Source organism: Loigolactobacillus binensis, assembly GCF_005405165.1.
In the GTDB taxonomy this organism is placed as follows: Bacteria; Bacillota; Bacilli; order Lactobacillales; family Lactobacillaceae; genus Loigolactobacillus; species Loigolactobacillus binensis.
In genome coordinates this window covers 70,208-87,546 of record NZ_BJDN01000010.1, presented here as the reverse complement: position 1 = coordinate 87,546, position 17,339 = coordinate 70,208, and the positions used below count along the sequence as shown (strand labels likewise).

Here is a 17,339-nt window from a genome sequence, read left to right as displayed (position 1 = left end):
GCAACAAATGCGGACCAAACCAAGTAAAAAAACAGCATTAGAAGTTAAGTAACTTCTAACACTGTAAAATTGACTATCAACAGGATTTGACAGAGAGCCGAAGTTGTTTAACTTCTAACGCTGTAAAATTGACTATCACCAGGCTTGGACAAAAAGCCAAAACAATAGTGCGCCTTAAAATTGGCCGATTTTTACTTACTTAATTGCTCGATTGCCTTATTATACGCGACATCGTTGGCACTAATTTTCTTAGTGATCGCAGCCTGTAACTTATCAATGGTGGTGGGATCTAGCTTACCAGTTTGATCTAAGTTATTTGCCGCTTGAAAAGCAGTAACAGCTTGTTTAGTTGATTGACCAAAGTAGCCGTTGATTGCTCCTGGATCTTGCCCGACAGCCTTCAATTCCTTTTGCAAGGTTTTGATCGGTGTTGCAACGTCATCCAGTTGATAAGTTTTTTGGTCGCTAACAACTGGTAAATAGGCGTAACTTGGGTATTTAGCCGTGATGTTTGGTGTTAAGCCACGCTTATTGATCCAACTACCATTTGGGGTTAACCATTTGGCCACCGTGATCTTAAATTCGCTTTTTTTGCTTAACTGACTGACTTGTTGCACGGTACCTTTCCCAAATGATTTGGTACCGATTAATTCAACGTTGGCGGATTGATTTAAGGCCGCCGCAAAAATCTCAGAGGCACTGGCACTGCCATCGTCGATTAAAACTTTAACCGGCTCTTTAACTTTAAAGCCACCGTCAAGTGATTTGCTAGCACGATACACTGTCGCTTTACCGGTCCGCGCTTTAACTTGCATCAACGTTTTGCCATTGGCAACAAACATACTTGAAATTTTCAACGCTTGTTGCATAATGCCACCAGGATTACTCCGTACGTCTAAAACAAAGGATTTAGCACCTTGTTTACGTAATTTAGTGATAGCGGCTTTGACCTCTTTAAACGTTGGTTCCGAGAAACTGGTGATCTGAATATAACCAATAGTTGGTTGCTTTTTATCTAGGCGCGCATTCACGGTTTTAACCGGGATCACATCGCGTTTTAAGGTGACCTTAAAGCTTTGTTTACCACGCTTGATGGTCAAAGTGACCTTGGTGTTTTTCTTACCCCGAATTTTATTAGTGGTTTTTGTTGCGCTCCAGCCAGCCGTTGACTTACCGTTGATCGCGGTAATAATATCATTGGCCTTTAAACCAGCCTTCTTAGCCGGGCTGCCAGCAATTGGTGATACAATTTCGATATAGTTACCTTTTTTCTGAATCTCAGCACCGATTCCTTCAAAACTACCGGAAATCGTATTATCCAGATCACTAGCATCACTGCCAGCAAGATATTCCGAATAGGGATCATCTAAACTCGCAATCATGCCTTTGATCGCGCCGTTGATCAGTTTAGTTTTATCGGTTTTACGGTAATACTGCTGGCTGATCGTTTGGTAAACCGAACTGATTTTATTAAGTCCGCTTGCAGAACTATCAAGTTGTTGGCTAGTCCGATTATTTAAACCGATCACTAAGATCGTCATAAAAATACCAACGAATAATGCCAACAAAGTGGAACTAATATAAACTAACAAACTGACCCTTTTTTTAGGCCGTTTTGGTGTTTTTTGTTTGTTTTTGGGTTCTTCTTCCAATAAAATCACCTACTTGTCAAATTAAAGTGCCTGTGCTTGTTCCTGATATTTCTGAAAAGTTGCATCAAAAATCGTCATGCTAGGTAAATAGCCGGCATTCTCTTCTAAATATTTGGATAAGGGTTCGTACGCTTCTTCTAATTTGGGAAAACTTTGATCAAAAAAAGCATTGTTCGCAAATTGCGCAATTTCATCGTGGCTTTCTGGATCGCGCAAGGTCATTAAATACTGATAAAAACTTTTTCGCATTATCTCACCACCTAATCGTTAAGTTGCGGAATATAAACATTGAGACTGATCTGGTTATTTGGTAAGTCAATTCGTGTTGCTTTAATTTGCATACCATTTTTCATTTTAAACTGATTCAGTTTGATTAGGATGGTCTTCTGTTTGCTATTAAGGACCACCCATTTAGGGAATTTATAACTATGACTGATATAATTCATTACGGTTTTGATCGGGACCGAAAGACTACCAATTGCCATGCGCCGCGCTTTCAGTTGTACATCACCATTGGCCTTAACGTAAGGATCAAAATAAATCGAAAACGGCACTGGATAGCCTAATAATTTAAATTTTCCTTTTAAGATCGCTTGATTATCTAAATCAAATTCGTATTTAATTTTGCTATCTTTTTGGTAATGATTCAGATAATAACTGATAACTGCATTTACTTGAGATTTCTTTAAATTCACGGCAAAAGTTGGATCACGTTTGATCAATTTTTCGCTAGTCGTATCTGCAGGTGGCGGCGTGGTCAGTTTAACCCCTAAGTAGGCGCCACTGCCTAATAAAATTGCGACTAAGGCAATAAAAAGCCACTTCCACCAATTGATCGGTGTTTTAGTGGTTATTGATTTAGTCGTCCGCTTTTTTTTATCCATACTCATTTCCTATCTATTAGCCATTTATTCTTTTGTTGCATCATAACGCGGTACAGATCATCGGCCATTACTTGATAGCCGGAATGATTAGGGTGAAAATTATCTTGAGTAAAGATCAAGGTGTTCTTTTCACTACTTGAATCACTGACTGTTTTGGAACTGTGCTTTTTTTGCGCGGTCAGCGTTTCACCCTTGGATAGCTGTTCACAAATATCGATCATATAACTATTTTTTTGCTGTTTAATAAGCTTAGCTGAAGCCTGATTCCAATCTTCCACTGCTGCCTGCATTTTCGTCATTTTTGGAAAATACAAGTAGAAAGGATTATAAATGCCAAAAATAAAAATCGGTGCGTCTGGATTCTGTTGGCGAACATCTTGTAATAGTGTCGTTAAATGCCCAATGTAAGCAGTTTGTGCTCGTTTAATATCCGCCTCATTTAAGTTAAGCATTTGTTGCCGTAAAACGGCCATTAGATCATTGCCACCAACTGACATCGTGATAACATCGGCCTGCTTTAGATCTTGACGTAATGACTGATCATTATTAACGCGCGTATCGATTTGGGTGCTTGTTTCACCCGCAATACCATAATTTTTCGTAGTTGCTTTGACTTTTTGTTTTGTGGTCAGTTCATTTTTAATGATCCCAACATAACCACCTTGCTTTAGGCCGTCACCAATACCTTCCGTCAATGAATCACCAACGGCTACCAACTTAATTTGTGACTTCTTCTTAACGGTCGGTTGCGTTTTTATTTTAGTTGTTTGTTGGCTGATCGTACCTGGTCCAAAATAGGTCAAACCAGCATAAATACCGCCAGCGATCAGACCAAGGACGATAACCACTAACCCGATTTCCTTTAATTTTTTTAAACCACGCAATATTGAAACTCCTCTACTTCACAATTAAGGTCAAGTTAGTTAGCTTAACTACGCTAACCAACTTTTTGATGTTGCGGACGATGTGTCATTCTTGTAGGCTAGCTCCGATTGAGTTGCCTATATTAAAAGGGCTTTGACAAACTCGTCGCAGCCCCTTTTTTACTACCAGTATTTAATCTTCCGTATAGTACATGATTGCAAAGGCACCCATACCAGCATAAGTTGCAATCAGCGGACTTGTCTCGCGAATCAACAGTGGTACGTTCGGCAAAGCCGCGTGAATCTCGGTCCTAAATTTTTCCATGATCTCATTAGCAGCCACGTGCGAGATCCCAATTCCCTTGATATTGGGTTTAGTGGCCAAATCAGCGATCAACGTACGCATGAAATTATTGACTGTTTTCATACCCCGGCCCTTGGCTCTGACGTTTAATTCGCCGTCGATCATTTCAAAAATAACTTTCATATTTAAGATGTTAGAGATCAAGCCCGTTACTTTACTAACTCGGCCGCCTTTAACGATATTATCCAAGGACATAACGGCCATGTATAGTTTAGTACTATTACGCACGCGGTCTAAGGAACTAATAATCGTTTCCTTGTCAGCTCCTGTTTGGGCTAACTGAGCTGCACGCAAAACTTGGAATGCCATACCGCGATCAGTTTCCCGTGAGTCGATAACGGTGACATCACTTTTACTGAGATTAGCTGCTTGGCGAGCCGTATTCACAGTGCCACTGATCGCGTCCGTCATGTGTAAAGCAATGACTTGACTGCCATCAGCACCTAATTGATCAAATAATTCTATAAATTCGCCAATTGGTGGTTGGCTTGTTTTTGGGAGTGCAGCCGATTGACTCATCAGCTCGACAAATTTTGAACGCGTAATGGTTTTACCATCAATATAAACGGTACCGTCAATCATAACTGAAAGTGGAATGACCGTGATATTGTATTTTTCAACTTCTTCAGGGGTGAGTTGAACCGACGAATCGGTTACGATTTTTATAGTTGCCACGAACTTCAGCCACACTTTCTTACAAATTGTTTTCAACTTGTGTTTGCAGATAATATTTGGCCTGATCGAAACCTTTTTGATCAAGCCGTGCAACCACATTTAATTGATCTTTGAATACTAATTCAGTATAGCAGATTAGCTTTATTTTTTCACTTTTCCATCAGTAAATTATTTTGACCGGCGTTGGTAAGTGATAAAGGCATGGGGATAACGATTTTTTGCATCAACTTTACCAGGAATTAAGCTAATTTGTTCAAACGCCGCCCAATCCAACGCCGGCATAAACGTGTCACCAGTAAAGCTGGTATCGATTTTGGTGACGTAGAGGCGCTCAACTTGGTTTTTAAACAAAGCAAAAATTTGGGCGCCACCAATGATGATCGTTTCTTGCTGAGGATGCGCCGCCGCGTACGCTAACACCGCGGGCACATCATGAAGTAACAATACCCCTGGCGCCACCGAATAATCAGTCTGATGGCTAAGAACGATGTTAGTTCGACTTGGTAATGGCCTACCCATACCCGCATAGGTTTTACGCCCCATCACCACGATTTGGTTTAACGTTGTTCGTTTAAAATGCTGCAGATCAGCCGGCAGATGCCAAGGTAATCGGCCGTGATCACCGATCAAATGATTGTGCGCTTCGGCCCACATAAATGCGATCGTCATGTGTGTGTCCTCCTATCAACCTTAAACCGCTACTGGCGCTTTAATTGCCGGGTAAGGCGTATAATTTTCTAATTGGATATCCGTTACATCATAATCAAAAATGCTGTGCTTGGTTGGATTTAATTTTAAAGTTGGTGCTGGCCGCGGTGTTCGCGTCAGTTGTTCTTTAATTTGGGTCAGATGATTGCTGTAAATATGCGCATCACCTAAGGTGTGCACAAATTCACCGACTTCTAAGCCCACTTCCTTGGCGATCAAGGCCGTTAATAGTGCGTAACTGGCAATATTAAATGGTACACCTAAGAAAACATCGCCACTGCGTTGGTAGAGCTGGCAACTTAATTTGCCATCAGCAACATAGAATTGAAAAAGCGTATGGCAAGGTGGTAACGCCATATTAGGGACATCTTCAGGATTCCATGCAGAAACAATTAAACGGCGCGAGTCTGGCGTTTGTTTGATCGCTGTGATCACATTTTTAATCTGATCAATGGTTTCACCACTGCGTGTTTGCCAAGCACGCCATTGCTTACCATAAACATTTCCTAATTCACCGTATTTTGCTGCAAATTGATCATTGGTCAAAATTTGTTCGCAAAATAGTTGTTTCTGCTGTTTATAGGCCGCCGCGAAGGTTGCATCAGTCAAATGACGATGACCAAAATTGGTCATATCAGGCCCTTGATAGTCAGCACTTTCCACATAATGTTTAAAGGCCCATTCGTCCCAGATATGGTTATGGTGTTGCAGTAGGTAACGGATGTTACTATCGCCCTTTAAAAACCAGAGCAGCTCGCTTTTGATCAGGCCAAAAGGGACCTTTTTAGTGGTCAGTAACGGAAAACCTTGACTAAGATCAAAGCGCATTTGATAACCAAAAATACTATAGGTACCAGTTTGGGTACGATCATTTTTGTAGTGGCCCTCAGCCAGGATTTTTCGAGCTAAATCGAGATACGCTTCTTCCATACTATTATTCTCCCTACTTTAATCGAATTTAATGTTGCCTAAGCATACTGACTGAGATAATCCCACCGTTGCATTTTTGTTTCAATTTGTTGGTTTAGATCATCAACTTGGCTTTGTTGTTCCGCCAATTTGCCATAATCCGCACCGTTAGCCTGCATGGCCTTTTGAACGGTTGCCAACTGTTGTTCAAGCTGATCAATATCTGCTTCGATGGTTGACCATTCTTTTTGTTCATTATAAGTTAGCTTAGTCTTTTTCTTGCTGCTAGGTTTAGCCGCAGGTGCAGTTTTTAGCGGTGTTGCTTTTACAGCTGGCTGCTGTTGTGCCAAATAATCACTTAAGGCACCAGTAAATCGAGTGACTTGCGCATGGCCGTTAAAAATCAATAATTCGTCAGCCACTTGATCAAGAAAATACCGATCATGCGAAACCGTGATCACAGCGCCATTGAACGTATCTAAGTAATGCTCTAAAACTGTTAAAGTACTGATGTCTAAATCATTGGTTGGTTCATCCAACAGTAGGACATTAGGCTGTTGCATCAGTATTTTTAATAAATAAAGCCGTCGTTGTTCACCACCGGATAATTTACGGATCAAAGTACCGTGCATGAAGCGTGGAAATAAGAATTGCTCCAATAATTGTGTAACGCTGATCACATTGCCATTACGCTCGGTTACGGCTTCACCAACGTCTTGGAGGTAGCTGATCACCCGCTTATCAGGATCCAGTGCCTCAGTCATCTGTGTATAATAGCCTAAGTGGACGGTTTCACCCAGCGTGATCACGCCAGAATCCAGCGGTAATCGCCCGGCCAGTACATTAAGAAAGGTGGACTTACCTGCCCCATTTTCGCCAGTAATGCCTAAACGAGCATTGGCCTGAACCATTAAATCAAAATTCTTAATAATGGGATGGTTGTGAAAGTTTAAAGTAGCAGCCTTTAGCTCCAGTACTTTTTTACCTAAACGTTTTTGTCCTAAATTGATATCAACGGTGGCCGCTTGTTCGACCCCTTTATTGACTTGGACTTTTAAGTCATTAAAGCGATTGATCCGTGCCTGTTGCTTCGTCGAACGAGCCTTGGCTCCAGCACGCATCCAATCCAATTCTTTTTTATAAAGTTTTTCTTGTTTAGCGGCCTGCTCGCTGGCCTCCGCAGCCGCAGCAGCACTTTGGCGTAAATAATCTTCAAAGTTTCCGCTATAAGCGGCCAGTTGACCAAATGCTAATTCGTAGATTTGATTAGTGACTCGATCCAAGAAATACCGATCATGGGTAACCACCAGCAATGCACCCTTGTAACTAGCAAGATAATCTTCCAGCCAGGCAATTGAAGCAAAATCAAGGTGGTTAGTGGGTTCATCTAAAATCAATAAATCAGGTGACTCGATCAAAACTTGTGCCAAACCAACCCGTTTTTGTTGTCCACCGGAAAGTTGGCTGATCGGTTGATCTAAGTCGGTTAATTTCAATTGAGACAAAATCGTTTTGATCTGTGTATCAACATTCCAGGCGTCACCTTGATTCATAGCGGCCTCCGCCTTAGTGTAAGCCGCTTGTGCCTTTTCACTATTACCATCACGACTTAAAGCCGTCAAAGCTTTTTCATAGTTAGCGATCACTTGAAATAATGGGTTATCGCCAGTAAAAATAGCCTCCATGATCGTCATATTTTGCGGCAATTGTGGGACTTGCTGTAAATAACCGATTCGGTACTGTTTAGGCGTCGTGATCGTTCCTTGATCAAAAGTATCGTGCCCGGTCAACGCGTTTAATAACGTGGTTTTACCGGCGCCATTAGTGCCGATCAGGCCGATTCGATCACCTTCTTTAATGAAAAAAGAAATATGATCGAACAGCATTTTTTCGCCATAAGTTTTAGTTAAATTTTCCGCGGTTAAAGTTTGCATTGATTATCTACCTCAGTTTCTACATCGCCATCATAAAAGATTGTTGCCGAAAAAACAATCCACTTTACTCGCAAAATAAAAGTGAGTGCTTTTGATAATGCTATCAGCACACTCACTTCATTTTATGCTAAATCTAAGCTTTAATTAATTTCTTAGCAGCAGCGATCAAGGCGACCGTTTGGTTTGACAATTCGGCCGCTACTACCGCCTGTTCCAATTGTGCCAACACTTGTCCTAATTGTGGACCTGGTTGCAGGTTTAACGCTTGTAAAAGATTTCCGCCATTCACGGCAAGCTCGCTGCGCTGTTTAATTGGTAATTGCTGATACCTAGCCTTTAACTTATTTGAATCAACACCGGCACCATATAAATGAGCAACTTGATTAGCTATCAATAAATTGCTTAAGCCCGTTTGGTAGTAAGCCCAGTTAGTCAGTGTTGTGTGTGCTAAAAATTGGTTTAAAATCGGTAAGCACATACTAACATCACGGATTAGGTCATTAGCAGACTTCCATTGTTTCAAGAATGGTTTAACCGTTGCGTTGTCCAAGTGTAACTGCTGTGCCAGCAATAACCAAACACTACGTTCATCCGTTAAAGCCGTTGGTGCCAAGTCAGTGATCGCCAGCAAGGCCGGCGCAGCGGACACAAAACCTGGGCATTGTTGATAGAGCTCAGTGTGAATAAAGCTGGTCAGGCCATTATTACGACCTTGACCAAGCATTAATTTAACAAATTCGTCGTGAATCCGCTCAATAGCGATTTTTCCCAGCAGTTGATGATGTGCTTTAATAGCCACCTCTGTAGCCGATGCAATCGTAAAACCTAACTGACTTTCAAACCGAACGGCTCGCATCATGCGCAAAGCGTCTTCATGAAAGCGCTCATCGGGATCACCTACTGCACAAATAACTTTATTTTCTAAATCCGTTAGACCAGAAAAAAGATCAATGATCGTACCATCATGTTGTAAGGCCAAGGCATTGATGGTAAAGTCGCGCCGTTTTAGATCTTCACGTAATGAACGAACGAAAGTCACATGATCAGGTCGGCGAAAGTCCTGATAAGTTGATTCTGTACGGAAAGTGGTCACTTCGTAGGCAGCATCTTGTTGTAATACTGTTACGGTTCCATGCTGAATGCCAGTATCAACGGTACGGCGAAAAATTTGTTTGATTTCAGCGGGATAGGCACTAGTCGCAATATCAACATCATGAATCTTTTTGCCTAATAAGGCATCGCGAACACTTCCCCCAACAAAGTAAGCTTCAAAGCCTGCTTGCGTGATCGTTTGCAAAACCGGTAAGGCCTGAACAAATTCCGTTGGTAATTGGGTTAATTTCATAGTAAATATTCAAGTCCATCATAAAGTTGTTTTGTTTGGCGAACTTTACGGCAGGCTAGAGCAACCCCGGTCATAAAGGATTCGCGATCATAAGTATCTTGACGAATTGTTAAGCCTTCGCCGACCCCGCCAAATTGAACTTGTTGGTGAGCGATCAATCCTGGCAAACGGACACTGTGAATCCGCATACCTGCATAATTAGCTCCGCGTGCGCCCGGTAAACTTTCAGTTTCGTTGGGATTACCTTGTGGTTTGTCGCCACGAACTTCGGCCAACATTTCAGCCGTTTTGATTGCTGTGCCACTTGGTGCATCTAATTTATTATCGTGGTGCATTTCAATGATCTCCACATCGGGAAAATACTTAGCGGCCTGTTTAGAAAATTGCATCATCAAAACCGCACTTAAACTGAAATTAGGTGCGATCAGCCCCCCAGTAGTTTGCTTAGCGGCCAGCTCCTGTAACTTTTTGATTGCAGCAGCAGTAAAGCCGGTGGTGCCAACAACTGGCGAAATTTTATGTTCCAAGGCAAATTGCGTATTGGCTACTGCTGCCTTGGGAACAGTAAAATCGATCCAAACTTCTGGTGCAGCCGTTAATGTGGCCTCTAAATCAGTAAATACTGGTGCATGCTGACCCGCAAATTCGGCTATCTCTGCCAAATCTTTTTCCTTAGCAACTGGATCATAAACCCCAACCAATTCAAAATCAGTATTTTTTAAAACCATATGGGTCGCTGTAGCACCCATCCGCCCTTTAAAACCAGCAACAAGAATTTTCGTCAAAACGATCACCTTTTTCATTTAATTTAACTATTAACTACCATACTAACAAATTATCGCAGCAATTAAAATATTCGTGGTTAGTAAAATCCGGTATAATGCAATTAGTGTTGGGCGAATAAGCTGGTCAAGCTAAATTTTAAAGCAAAAAAACTTAAAGGTGATGATTAATTGGAAAAAAGAGGTATTCGGGCACGTGATCTTCTTTTGATCACATTGGGGTGTGCACTATACGCACTAGGCTTAGTCAGCGTTAATATTCATAACCATTTAGCAGAAGGTGGTATTACTGGGATTACTTTGATCTTAAGGTTTTGGTTTCATTTTGATCCTGCTTATACCAGCTTATTATTGAATATTCCGCTGATTATTGTGGGCTATAAATTTTTAGGCCGTGATGCTTTGTTATTAACTATTTACGGCACAGTCATGCTGTCCGTTTTTCTTTGGCTCTGGCAACGACTACCAGTTCAATTAAATTTACACCATGATTTATTTATTGCCGGCGTTTTAGCCGGTCTGTGTGGTGGTTTTGGCAGTGGCTTGATTTATCGCGCTGGTGGCACTACTGGCGGCAGCGACGTCGTGGCCCGAGTGATCGAGCGCCAGCGTGGTATTTCTATGGGCCGCACGTTGCTCTTCTTCGACGTAGTTGTTTTACTATTATCATTAAGTTACTTAGACATACGCCATATGATGTATACCCTATTGGCTTCATTTATTTTCTCACAAGTAGTCGATTTTACCCAGGAAGGTGCCTATGCAGCGCGGGGAATTTTGATCATCAGCGATGATTATCAAGCAATTGCTGATGATATTATGGCACAGCTAGATCGAGGAACAAGCTTTTTTCATGCCGAGGGCGGCTATCAGCACAGCGCTAAAAAAGTTATTTATTGCGTTGTTGCTCCCAACGAGATTGCTTTGATCAAGAGAATTATTGCGCATCATGATGAAAAAGCCTTTATTTCGGTGATCAATGTTCATGAAGTTATTGGTGAAGGTTTTACGTATGAACGGAAAAGACGATCTATTTTTTGATTTTGTGCGCAGCTTGTCTGCGCTTTGTTTTTTTGATCGGTTAAGTTAAAGTAACTTTTTTATGTTATACTATGGATAAGGAGATGATCGACTTGGCCTACCCTTACCAAAAAAATTTTCAACACTTTCTAGCAACAAAAGAATTAGCAACCGTAACCATTACAGAATATTCGCGAACTTTAACCGACTTTTTTCAATACTTACACCGTTTTAATTGGGCTTTTAGCAGCGATCCGCGCTTGGATAATATTCTTGAAAACGATGTACGCGATTACCTAACCATGTTGCTAGAGCAACGTGATTTAAAAAATGACACTTATAATAAAATTCTCTCCCACCTCAATGGCTATTTTAAATTTTTATTTACCCATGAATTGATCACCCACTACCCTACAGTGGCCTTAAAGGGTATGAGTAAAGTCAGCCTACAACCAGCAATCGATTTTACTTGGCTTAATCAGCTGCCCAGCCTATTGCAAAATCAACAACTTAGTTTCTATACGCGCGCGTTATTGCTATTTAGCGCATACGGCTTTACCAGTCAGGAAATATTGGCACCCGGTTTTGGCGAACTAACCGCACGTTTAAAGCTGACTGCAGGCCAACGCAAATTCATGCAAGCTTTTCAAAAATTTTTGCAACCATTGCAACTGCTTCAGGCTAGCAGGGACTTATTTTTAAAAACACGTATGGATCGGCAACATCCCCAATTATCAGCTCCGGCCTTGCATAAATATTTAAAAAAGGATACACCACTAGTTGATTTTACGTTAACCCCGCAAAAATTGCATCAAGGTTATATTCTGCATTACTTGCTCGCTCATCGCACCAGTAGTGCTGCTGAACTCCAACAATATTTGCGGCTAGACCCGGCATCCCTAGATTATTATCGTAGTCTATTGTCTTAAATTCTTTTACACCAATCGAATCTACCAAAAAAGTGTAACCACAGCGGTTACACTTTTCTGCTTAATTTTGATCAGCTAAATAATCATCCAATAAATAGGCCATGTCATCGTCAGTGGGTACCAACTTAACGTAGCGTTGCAAAGCGGCTAACGTTTCAGCACGCAGGCCCTGACCGCGGAAGAAATTAATCAATTCTTTCAAAAAGGCCGGCTCGTTTTTAAAAGTGGGATAAGCCAACAAATAATTAGAACGGGCCGTATCGGCGTGTTCTAATTCCGCCGCAGAACGGGCAAAATTCCAGTAGGCCTGCGGATCAACATCCCCTTGCTGTAACGCTGGCGCCAACAAAGCATAATTTTCTTCATGCCGACCTAACTTCACATAAAGATTGCTTAATTCGATCAATGCTTGCATATTTTCCGGATCAATGTGCAACAGCTGCTGTAAGTAAGTTTCTGCCGTGGTACTATCCGCTAAACGCAACGCTAAATGCGCCCCCTTATCAAACAACACCTCATTATACTGGTCAACGGCTAAACCGGCCTGAACAACTCGTAATGCCGCGGCCAACTGTGAATCAGCCTCTAAGGCATCCGCATAATACGGATAAACGGAACTATATTGTGGATCTTGTTCCACAACGGTTTCAAAACGAGTGATCGCCTGCGTATAGTCCTTTAATTGTAGGGCAATAAAACCACTTTGAAATAACGTATTACTGTCCATTTCAGCCGCGGGGATCTTCTGTAAATAATCGCGGGCTTGCTCGAATTCACCACTATTAGCAGACGCAATTCCTAAACGCTGAAATAAGTTGACTTTAGCAATTTCAGTTTCACCAGCTTCGACCAAAGCTTCATAGTGCACGATTGCTTTTTGGTATTCACCACTATCAAAATAAAACTCTGCTAAAGCAAAACTGATGATCGGTTCATCAGGAAATAAACGCCGGGCCGTCAATAATTTTTGTTCGCTAACTTCATATAAGCCCTGCTGTTGGTAAAGATCAGCACTGACCAACAGGCTTTGCGCATATGCTGGTGATTCTGGCTTCACCGCCTGCAAATAAGTCAAAGCTTCATCGGTTTTGCCGTCACTGATCGCAATATCGGCCAAAGTTGTCCGTAATTCATCTTCATCTGGATATTTTTTCAATAATTGTAAATAGGTGCGTCGTGCCTGACGCAAAAAACCTAAGGCATAAAGATCCTCAGCCAAACTATACAACGTTTCGTCATCATCATGCCGTAATGCGTGATTAAAGGCCGTTTTAGACGCTTCTAAGCGACCCGCTTTTAAAGCATCCAACATTTGTTTTGCGTAACTCAATTAACCGCACCTTCCATTCGCCAAATTGTTTCAAACTAAATTATTTTAGCATATTTACCTAATAATTTAAAAAGATTAGCTATTGGTGACCTGCAACGGCCAAAATTAGGTAACAAGAAGGCCCTAAAAGTTGGCCTGGGCGCATTAACGTAATATTCATAAATAAAATAGTGGCGCTAAGACTTTTGTCCCAGCCCCACTATTTGCTTGCCCCTACAATCTAGCCAAAATATGCTTCATTAAGCCAATCTTTTCTGTTTCAGTGGCCGTCAGGATTTCTTTTTATCCAGTGCTGCCCGTAATGCCGCATTTTCGCGCTCTTTGGCTTTTAATTGACGCCGATTAAAGAACCAGATCAAACCGACTAAAAGTACAATGATCACGGCGCCGATCAAAGTATACAACCAGGTATAATTAGGTTTGATCGTGACATCACGCTTATTTAGCTTAGCCGCTTGAGCACCAGCAATCGTAAAATTACGTTTGAAATGCCATTTCTGTCCCTTTGAAGTCGCCTTTAAGTCCAGCGTATACTGTCCGGCCTTAAGCGCTTGGCCATTTAAACGGATCGGCAGTGCAAACTTAGAATTCGGTGCCATTTGGAGCCCTTTATTAGTCTGGGTGTAACTTACTTTTTTACTGCCACGTGGATAAATTTTAGCCTTGACCTGCAGCTGATTAATATAGGTTGCTTGCACGTTACGCAATGTTGCATTGATCACATTGCGATAATTGACCTGGCTAGCGCCGACCTCACCTAATTTTAAGATTGGCTTAACGGTCCGGGTATTTTGGTGCAAAACAATCCCAATAACATAAGCGTATTGATTTTGAACCGTCGTGCCTTTAGTTGCTTTACTTTGCTGATCCGCATTTTCATCCTGTAACCGCAGGCCACCAGCAATAACCCCATTAAAATGACCTTGCGGCATAGTAACTTTTAAGTTAACTTGCTTTTTTTGCTTGGCCGGAACGGTTATTGTTGTTTGTTCTGGCTTCACATAATCGGCTAATGAATAGCGCAAGGAGGTGTCCGCAACGGCCTTAGCTTTTGTATATTCTACAACACCATTTAAATTAGTCGTTGCCGCATTGACCTCCGGCTTCAGCTTAACCGCCTTACTGGTGCTATTAGTCACCGTTACACTTATCGTCTGCTGTTGACCTGGGGCAAGCTTTAAATCAAAATAATTAACATTTTTAGTGAGTTGATTGGTGGGTAAATTAGTTTCAACACCAAAAGTTAATTCATTAGCCGCGACTGGTCGGTTTAAAATCAATAATCCTAATATAACTGCTAAGATCATTAGTCCTAAATTTTGTTTTTTCAACAGACGCACCTCCTTTTAGTTATTAATTCAGAGCAAAAGGACAGTTTACGCTGTCCTTTTGACTAGTTAAGTTAAAGCACTTCAGAACTATTATGCATTGGCCGGTGTATCAGTCAGGGTCCACGTTAAATTTGTTTTATAATCTTCGGCTTCCGGATGGGCCGCCACCGGAACGGCTAGCGTGGCAGTGGACTTATCGTTACTATCGCTCCATTTATCGGCCCAAGTACCAAAGCCATTACCGGTAGCAGCATCCATGATGGTTGTGGAGTTGCCTGGTGTTAGGGTAACATCGTGTACGCTAGCAGGACTGTCTGTTGTTTCATTAGAAGTGATCGCCGTTCCGGAAAAAGATAGCTGTGCGCCATCTAAGGCCGTATCATTGGCGCTGGCAAATTGAGCTTCCTGCATAACTGATAATGTCCAACCTTTAGGGGTTCCTGCACGTTGATCCGTGACCTGAACGTAATTGGGAATCGCATTACCATCAGTATCTTGATCATCCTGAGCCGTATACACTTCATCCTTAGTTGGCACATCATGCTCACCAAACTCTAAGTTAGAAACATAATCAATTGATAATGGCCCAGAATTACCGGTACCAGGCCCACCACCTGGATTTTCTGGATCAGTTGGGTCAGTCGGATCAATCGGATTAGTAGGATCGATAGCGTCCGTAAAAGTAGCGGTGGCATCCGATTTAGCGGTAGAAGCCACTGTTTCGGCACTGACATTGGTTGCAAACCCGCTTAGTAATAGACCACTCATGGCAGTCACCGTTAATAAAGCACTTTTTTTCATCATCTAAAATCACTCCTCAATTGATTGATGCTGCTTAAATTTAGTTTGTAACTTGATACTTGCTAAACTGACTAGAATAAGGATTCCAACTAGGGAAAGACTCCTGCCAGAACGTTCACTAGTTTGCGGCAAAACTGATTGCTGGTACTGATTTGTTTGCACTTCTTGGCGACTGCTTTGATAGGGTAGCCGTGGTTTTGTTACAGTTGGGGTATTTTTAGTAGCGGTGACAAAACTGGTCTGCGCCTGGCTGGTTATAACCGCACCTTGACTAAGGGTGCTACCACCGAGCAGTGTCATCATAAACAGCCAACCGAGAATTACCGTTTTTACTTTCATCGATGCCACTCCTTTCACTTATTGGGTGGCGTTTCTTGCAGATTCCAAATGACGCTGCCGCCATATTGCTCAGCTTGCGGCTGTCCCGGTGTCGGCTCAAAGGCCAGGCCATTTTGCGCATTCCAATTAGCCGAGACCGCCGTATTTTTACCTGGGGTAGCAGTTACTAGACTTGCTACTGGACTAGCCGCACTAGATAAGGTGTAGTCCGTACCATCATTCAAATAATGCAAGCTATTAGTTAAGATCGTCCCCGTCCGGTTACCCGTCATTTGTTGGGCCAGGCTGACCGTGAGTTGCCAACCATTCAGTGTCGAACTCGCCGGAAACGTGCGGGTATCTACAACCGTCAACGCTTGATCACCGCTCGCAATTTTTCCTAAATAGGTTAATTGCTGAGTTTCGTTTACACTGAGATTATTGCCAAACGTGATGGTGCTTGGTGCCGTGATGCCCAGATTACCTTGAATATAGGCTAACTGAAAATTACCACTACCAAAATTAGTTGTACTTTGTCGGGCCTCAATCCGCATACGGTAAAGCGAACCTGCTGATTGTACGGTGACATCTGGCAGGTAACTATCCGGAATTGCAAACTGCCAATTTTGTGTGACATTACTGCTCATTTTAACCGTACCTAATAATTGTTCCTTAACGGGGGTAGCACCATTACCACTGATTTTAGTCATGACTGCATAGAAGGAAAGTGTTTCACTAGTATTATCCCAAACCGTTCCACTGACTTGATAGTCACCCCCATAATAATTATTAGTCACAATACCACTACCCGCCGCTTGATCTACCTTTAGGGCAATACTTGAGGCCGCCTGTACAGCAGGACTTGCCACAGTTGGAACAGTAGCATCTGCCTGCTTAGTCGTTGTACCGTCATCACTGGTAGTAGTGGCCTCGGCAACTGCCGTAGTTGTCTCGTTTGCGGCCGTTACTGCGATTGCTTGTTGATTGGACTGAAACGTGTTAGTGACCGCCTGTAGTCGATAATCACCTGCTTTCACCGCAAGTAACGGTAGGTTGATTTTTGCTGTCGTTACTGTATGTGTTGTGAGCAGCACGCTACCCTGTTCTTCTTGAACACTAATTTGTTCCTGGGTTGCAGCGGTTTGCTGTTCAAAACTAGCCGCATCAAATTTTAAACCAGCCGGTAAAGTCAGCTTAATTGTTGTTGCTGGCAGTTTGACTAACGTCATAACAAGTGTTTTGCTTTCGCCAACTTGCATTTGGTCGATGCCGCTAAGGGTGATTACCGATTGTGTTGTGGCCGCCGCACGGGCTGAACTAAGCACAATACCTAAAAACACGCTTAGTACGGCCAACAAGCTTAAACTGCGGCGCCACATCCTTTTGCCCATAAGTTCACCTCCCACAACTATTTTCCTACAAACTTATTGTAACCGATGTCAACAAATAACCTTATCAAAAATAGCAATTATTATATCAAAATTGATAGAAAAT

General features: G+C 42.1%; 17 protein-coding genes. 2 read left to right on the top strand and 15 right to left on the bottom strand.

Annotation, left to right across the window (positions count from 1 at the left end; translation table 11 throughout):
- Positions 1–191 precede the first annotated feature (191 nt).
- The 10 genes from FFM78_RS06490 to dapB all read right to left on the bottom strand — a co-directional run bounded on the left by FFM78_RS06490 (position 192) and on the right by dapB (position 10,119).
- Complete coding sequence (locus FFM78_RS06490; protein ID WP_137637629.1) at positions 192–1,661, bottom strand: S41 family peptidase; 1,470 nt, start codon at positions 1,659–1,661, stop codon at positions 192–194.
- A gap of 12 nt (positions 1,662–1,673) precedes the next feature.
- Positions 1,674–1,901: a YozE family protein gene (locus tag FFM78_RS06485; protein WP_137637628.1), complete on the bottom strand. Its 228-nt coding sequence runs from the start codon at positions 1,899–1,901 to the stop codon at positions 1,674–1,676.
- 11 nt (positions 1,902–1,912) lie between these two features.
- The gene (locus tag FFM78_RS06480; protein WP_137637627.1) at positions 1,913–2,536 is read right to left on the bottom strand and encodes a YpmS family protein; all 624 of its coding nucleotides are present in this window, start codon (positions 2,534–2,536) and stop codon (positions 1,913–1,915) included.
- Between the two features lie 2 nt (positions 2,537–2,538).
- The gene (locus FFM78_RS06475) at positions 2,539–3,420 is read right to left on the bottom strand and encodes an SGNH/GDSL hydrolase family protein (protein ID WP_223877024.1); all 882 of its coding nucleotides are present in this window, start codon (positions 3,418–3,420) and stop codon (positions 2,539–2,541) included.
- Between the two features lie 172 nt (positions 3,421–3,592).
- A complete protein-coding gene (fakB, locus tag FFM78_RS06470; RefSeq protein ID WP_137637626.1) occupies positions 3,593–4,438 on the bottom strand; it encodes a DegV family protein in 846 nt (281 codons plus the stop codon).
- Positions 4,439–4,606: 168 nt separating this feature from the next.
- On the bottom strand, positions 4,607–5,107 hold the full coding sequence (locus FFM78_RS06465) for a dihydrofolate reductase (protein WP_137637625.1): 501 nt from the start codon (positions 5,105–5,107) through the stop codon (positions 4,607–4,609).
- Between the two features lie 21 nt (positions 5,108–5,128).
- Positions 5,129–6,076, bottom strand: a complete 948-nt coding sequence (locus tag FFM78_RS06460) for a thymidylate synthase (RefSeq protein ID WP_137637624.1) — start codon at positions 6,074–6,076, stop codon at positions 5,129–5,131.
- A 38-nt stretch (positions 6,077–6,114) separates the two neighbouring features.
- A complete protein-coding gene (locus FFM78_RS06455; protein WP_137637623.1) occupies positions 6,115–7,989 on the bottom strand; it encodes an ABC-F family ATP-binding cassette domain-containing protein in 1,875 nt (624 codons plus the stop codon).
- Positions 7,990–8,122: 133 nt separating this feature from the next.
- The gene (locus FFM78_RS06450; RefSeq protein ID WP_137637622.1) at positions 8,123–9,334 is read right to left on the bottom strand and encodes a CCA tRNA nucleotidyltransferase; all 1,212 of its coding nucleotides are present in this window, start codon (positions 9,332–9,334) and stop codon (positions 8,123–8,125) included.
- Positions 9,331–10,119, bottom strand: coding sequence for a 4-hydroxy-tetrahydrodipicolinate reductase (gene dapB, locus FFM78_RS06445; protein WP_171001853.1), 789 nt, complete (start codon positions 10,117–10,119; stop codon positions 9,331–9,333). Before dapB ends, FFM78_RS06450 begins: the two co-directional genes overlap by 4 nt.
- Positions 10,120–10,287: 168 nt before the next feature.
- Between dapB and FFM78_RS06440 the strand changes: the two genes are divergently transcribed.
- Positions 10,288–11,157: a YitT family protein gene (locus FFM78_RS06440; RefSeq protein WP_137637620.1), complete on the top strand. Its 870-nt coding sequence runs from the start codon at positions 10,288–10,290 to the stop codon at positions 11,155–11,157.
- A gap of 71 nt (positions 11,158–11,228) precedes the next feature.
- Entirely contained in the window at positions 11,229–12,065 is an 837-nt protein-coding gene (locus tag FFM78_RS06435) for a site-specific integrase (protein ID WP_223877023.1), read from the top strand.
- A 61-nt stretch (positions 12,066–12,126) separates the two neighbouring features.
- Here FFM78_RS06435 and FFM78_RS06430 read toward each other — a convergent pair whose 3' ends face one another.
- The 5 genes from FFM78_RS06430 to FFM78_RS06410 form a co-directional block, all read right to left on the bottom strand.
- The gene (locus FFM78_RS06430) at positions 12,127–13,395 is read right to left on the bottom strand and encodes a tetratricopeptide repeat protein (protein ID WP_137637619.1); all 1,269 of its coding nucleotides are present in this window, start codon (positions 13,393–13,395) and stop codon (positions 12,127–12,129) included.
- A gap of 269 nt (positions 13,396–13,664) precedes the next feature.
- Entirely contained in the window at positions 13,665–14,726 is a 1,062-nt protein-coding gene (locus tag FFM78_RS06425; RefSeq protein WP_137637618.1) for a WxLIP family cell surface protein, read from the bottom strand.
- Positions 14,727–14,816: 90 nt separating this feature from the next.
- A complete protein-coding gene (locus FFM78_RS06420) occupies positions 14,817–15,530 on the bottom strand; it encodes a WxL domain-containing protein (protein WP_137637617.1) in 714 nt (237 codons plus the stop codon).
- 6 nt (positions 15,531–15,536) lie between these two features.
- Positions 15,537–15,866: an LPXTG cell wall anchor domain-containing protein gene (locus tag FFM78_RS06415; protein ID WP_137637616.1), complete on the bottom strand. Its 330-nt coding sequence runs from the start codon at positions 15,864–15,866 to the stop codon at positions 15,537–15,539.
- Between the two features lie 14 nt (positions 15,867–15,880).
- Positions 15,881–17,236, bottom strand: a complete 1,356-nt coding sequence (locus FFM78_RS06410) for a cell surface protein (RefSeq protein WP_223877022.1) — start codon at positions 17,234–17,236, stop codon at positions 15,881–15,883.
- Positions 17,237–17,339: the final 103 nt, after the last annotated feature.

Bases quoted from the DNA above. Each gene is read 5' to 3' on its own strand.
- FFM78_RS06480 (WP_137637627.1), bottom strand. From the start codon at position 2,536: ATGGATAAAAAAAAGCGGACGACTAAATCAATAACCACTAAAACACCG.
- FFM78_RS06435 (WP_223877023.1), top strand. From the start codon at position 11,229: ATGGATAAGGAGATGATCGACTTGGCCTACCCTTACCAAAAAAATTTT.
- FFM78_RS06465 (WP_137637625.1), bottom strand. From the start codon at position 5,107: ATGACGATCGCATTTATGTGGGCCGAAGCGCACAATCATTTGATCGGT.
- FFM78_RS06455 (WP_137637623.1), bottom strand. From the start codon at position 7,989: ATGCAAACTTTAACCGCGGAAAATTTAACTAAAACTTATGGCGAAAAA.
- FFM78_RS06420 (WP_137637617.1), bottom strand. From the start codon at position 15,530: ATGATGAAAAAAAGTGCTTTATTAACGGTGACTGCCATGAGTGGTCTA.
- FFM78_RS06460 (WP_137637624.1), bottom strand. From the start codon at position 6,076: ATGGAAGAAGCGTATCTCGATTTAGCTCGAAAAATCCTGGCTGAGGGC.
- FFM78_RS06410 (WP_223877022.1), bottom strand. From the start codon at position 17,236: ATGGGCAAAAGGATGTGGCGCCGCAGTTTAAGCTTGTTGGCCGTACTA.
- FFM78_RS06450 (WP_137637622.1), bottom strand. From the start codon at position 9,334: ATGAAATTAACCCAATTACCAACGGAATTTGTTCAGGCCTTACCGGTT.
- FFM78_RS06415 (WP_137637616.1), bottom strand. From the start codon at position 15,866: ATGAAAGTAAAAACGGTAATTCTCGGTTGGCTGTTTATGATGACACTG.
- FFM78_RS06485 (WP_137637628.1), bottom strand. From the start codon at position 1,901: ATGCGAAAAAGTTTTTATCAGTATTTAATGACCTTGCGCGATCCAGAA.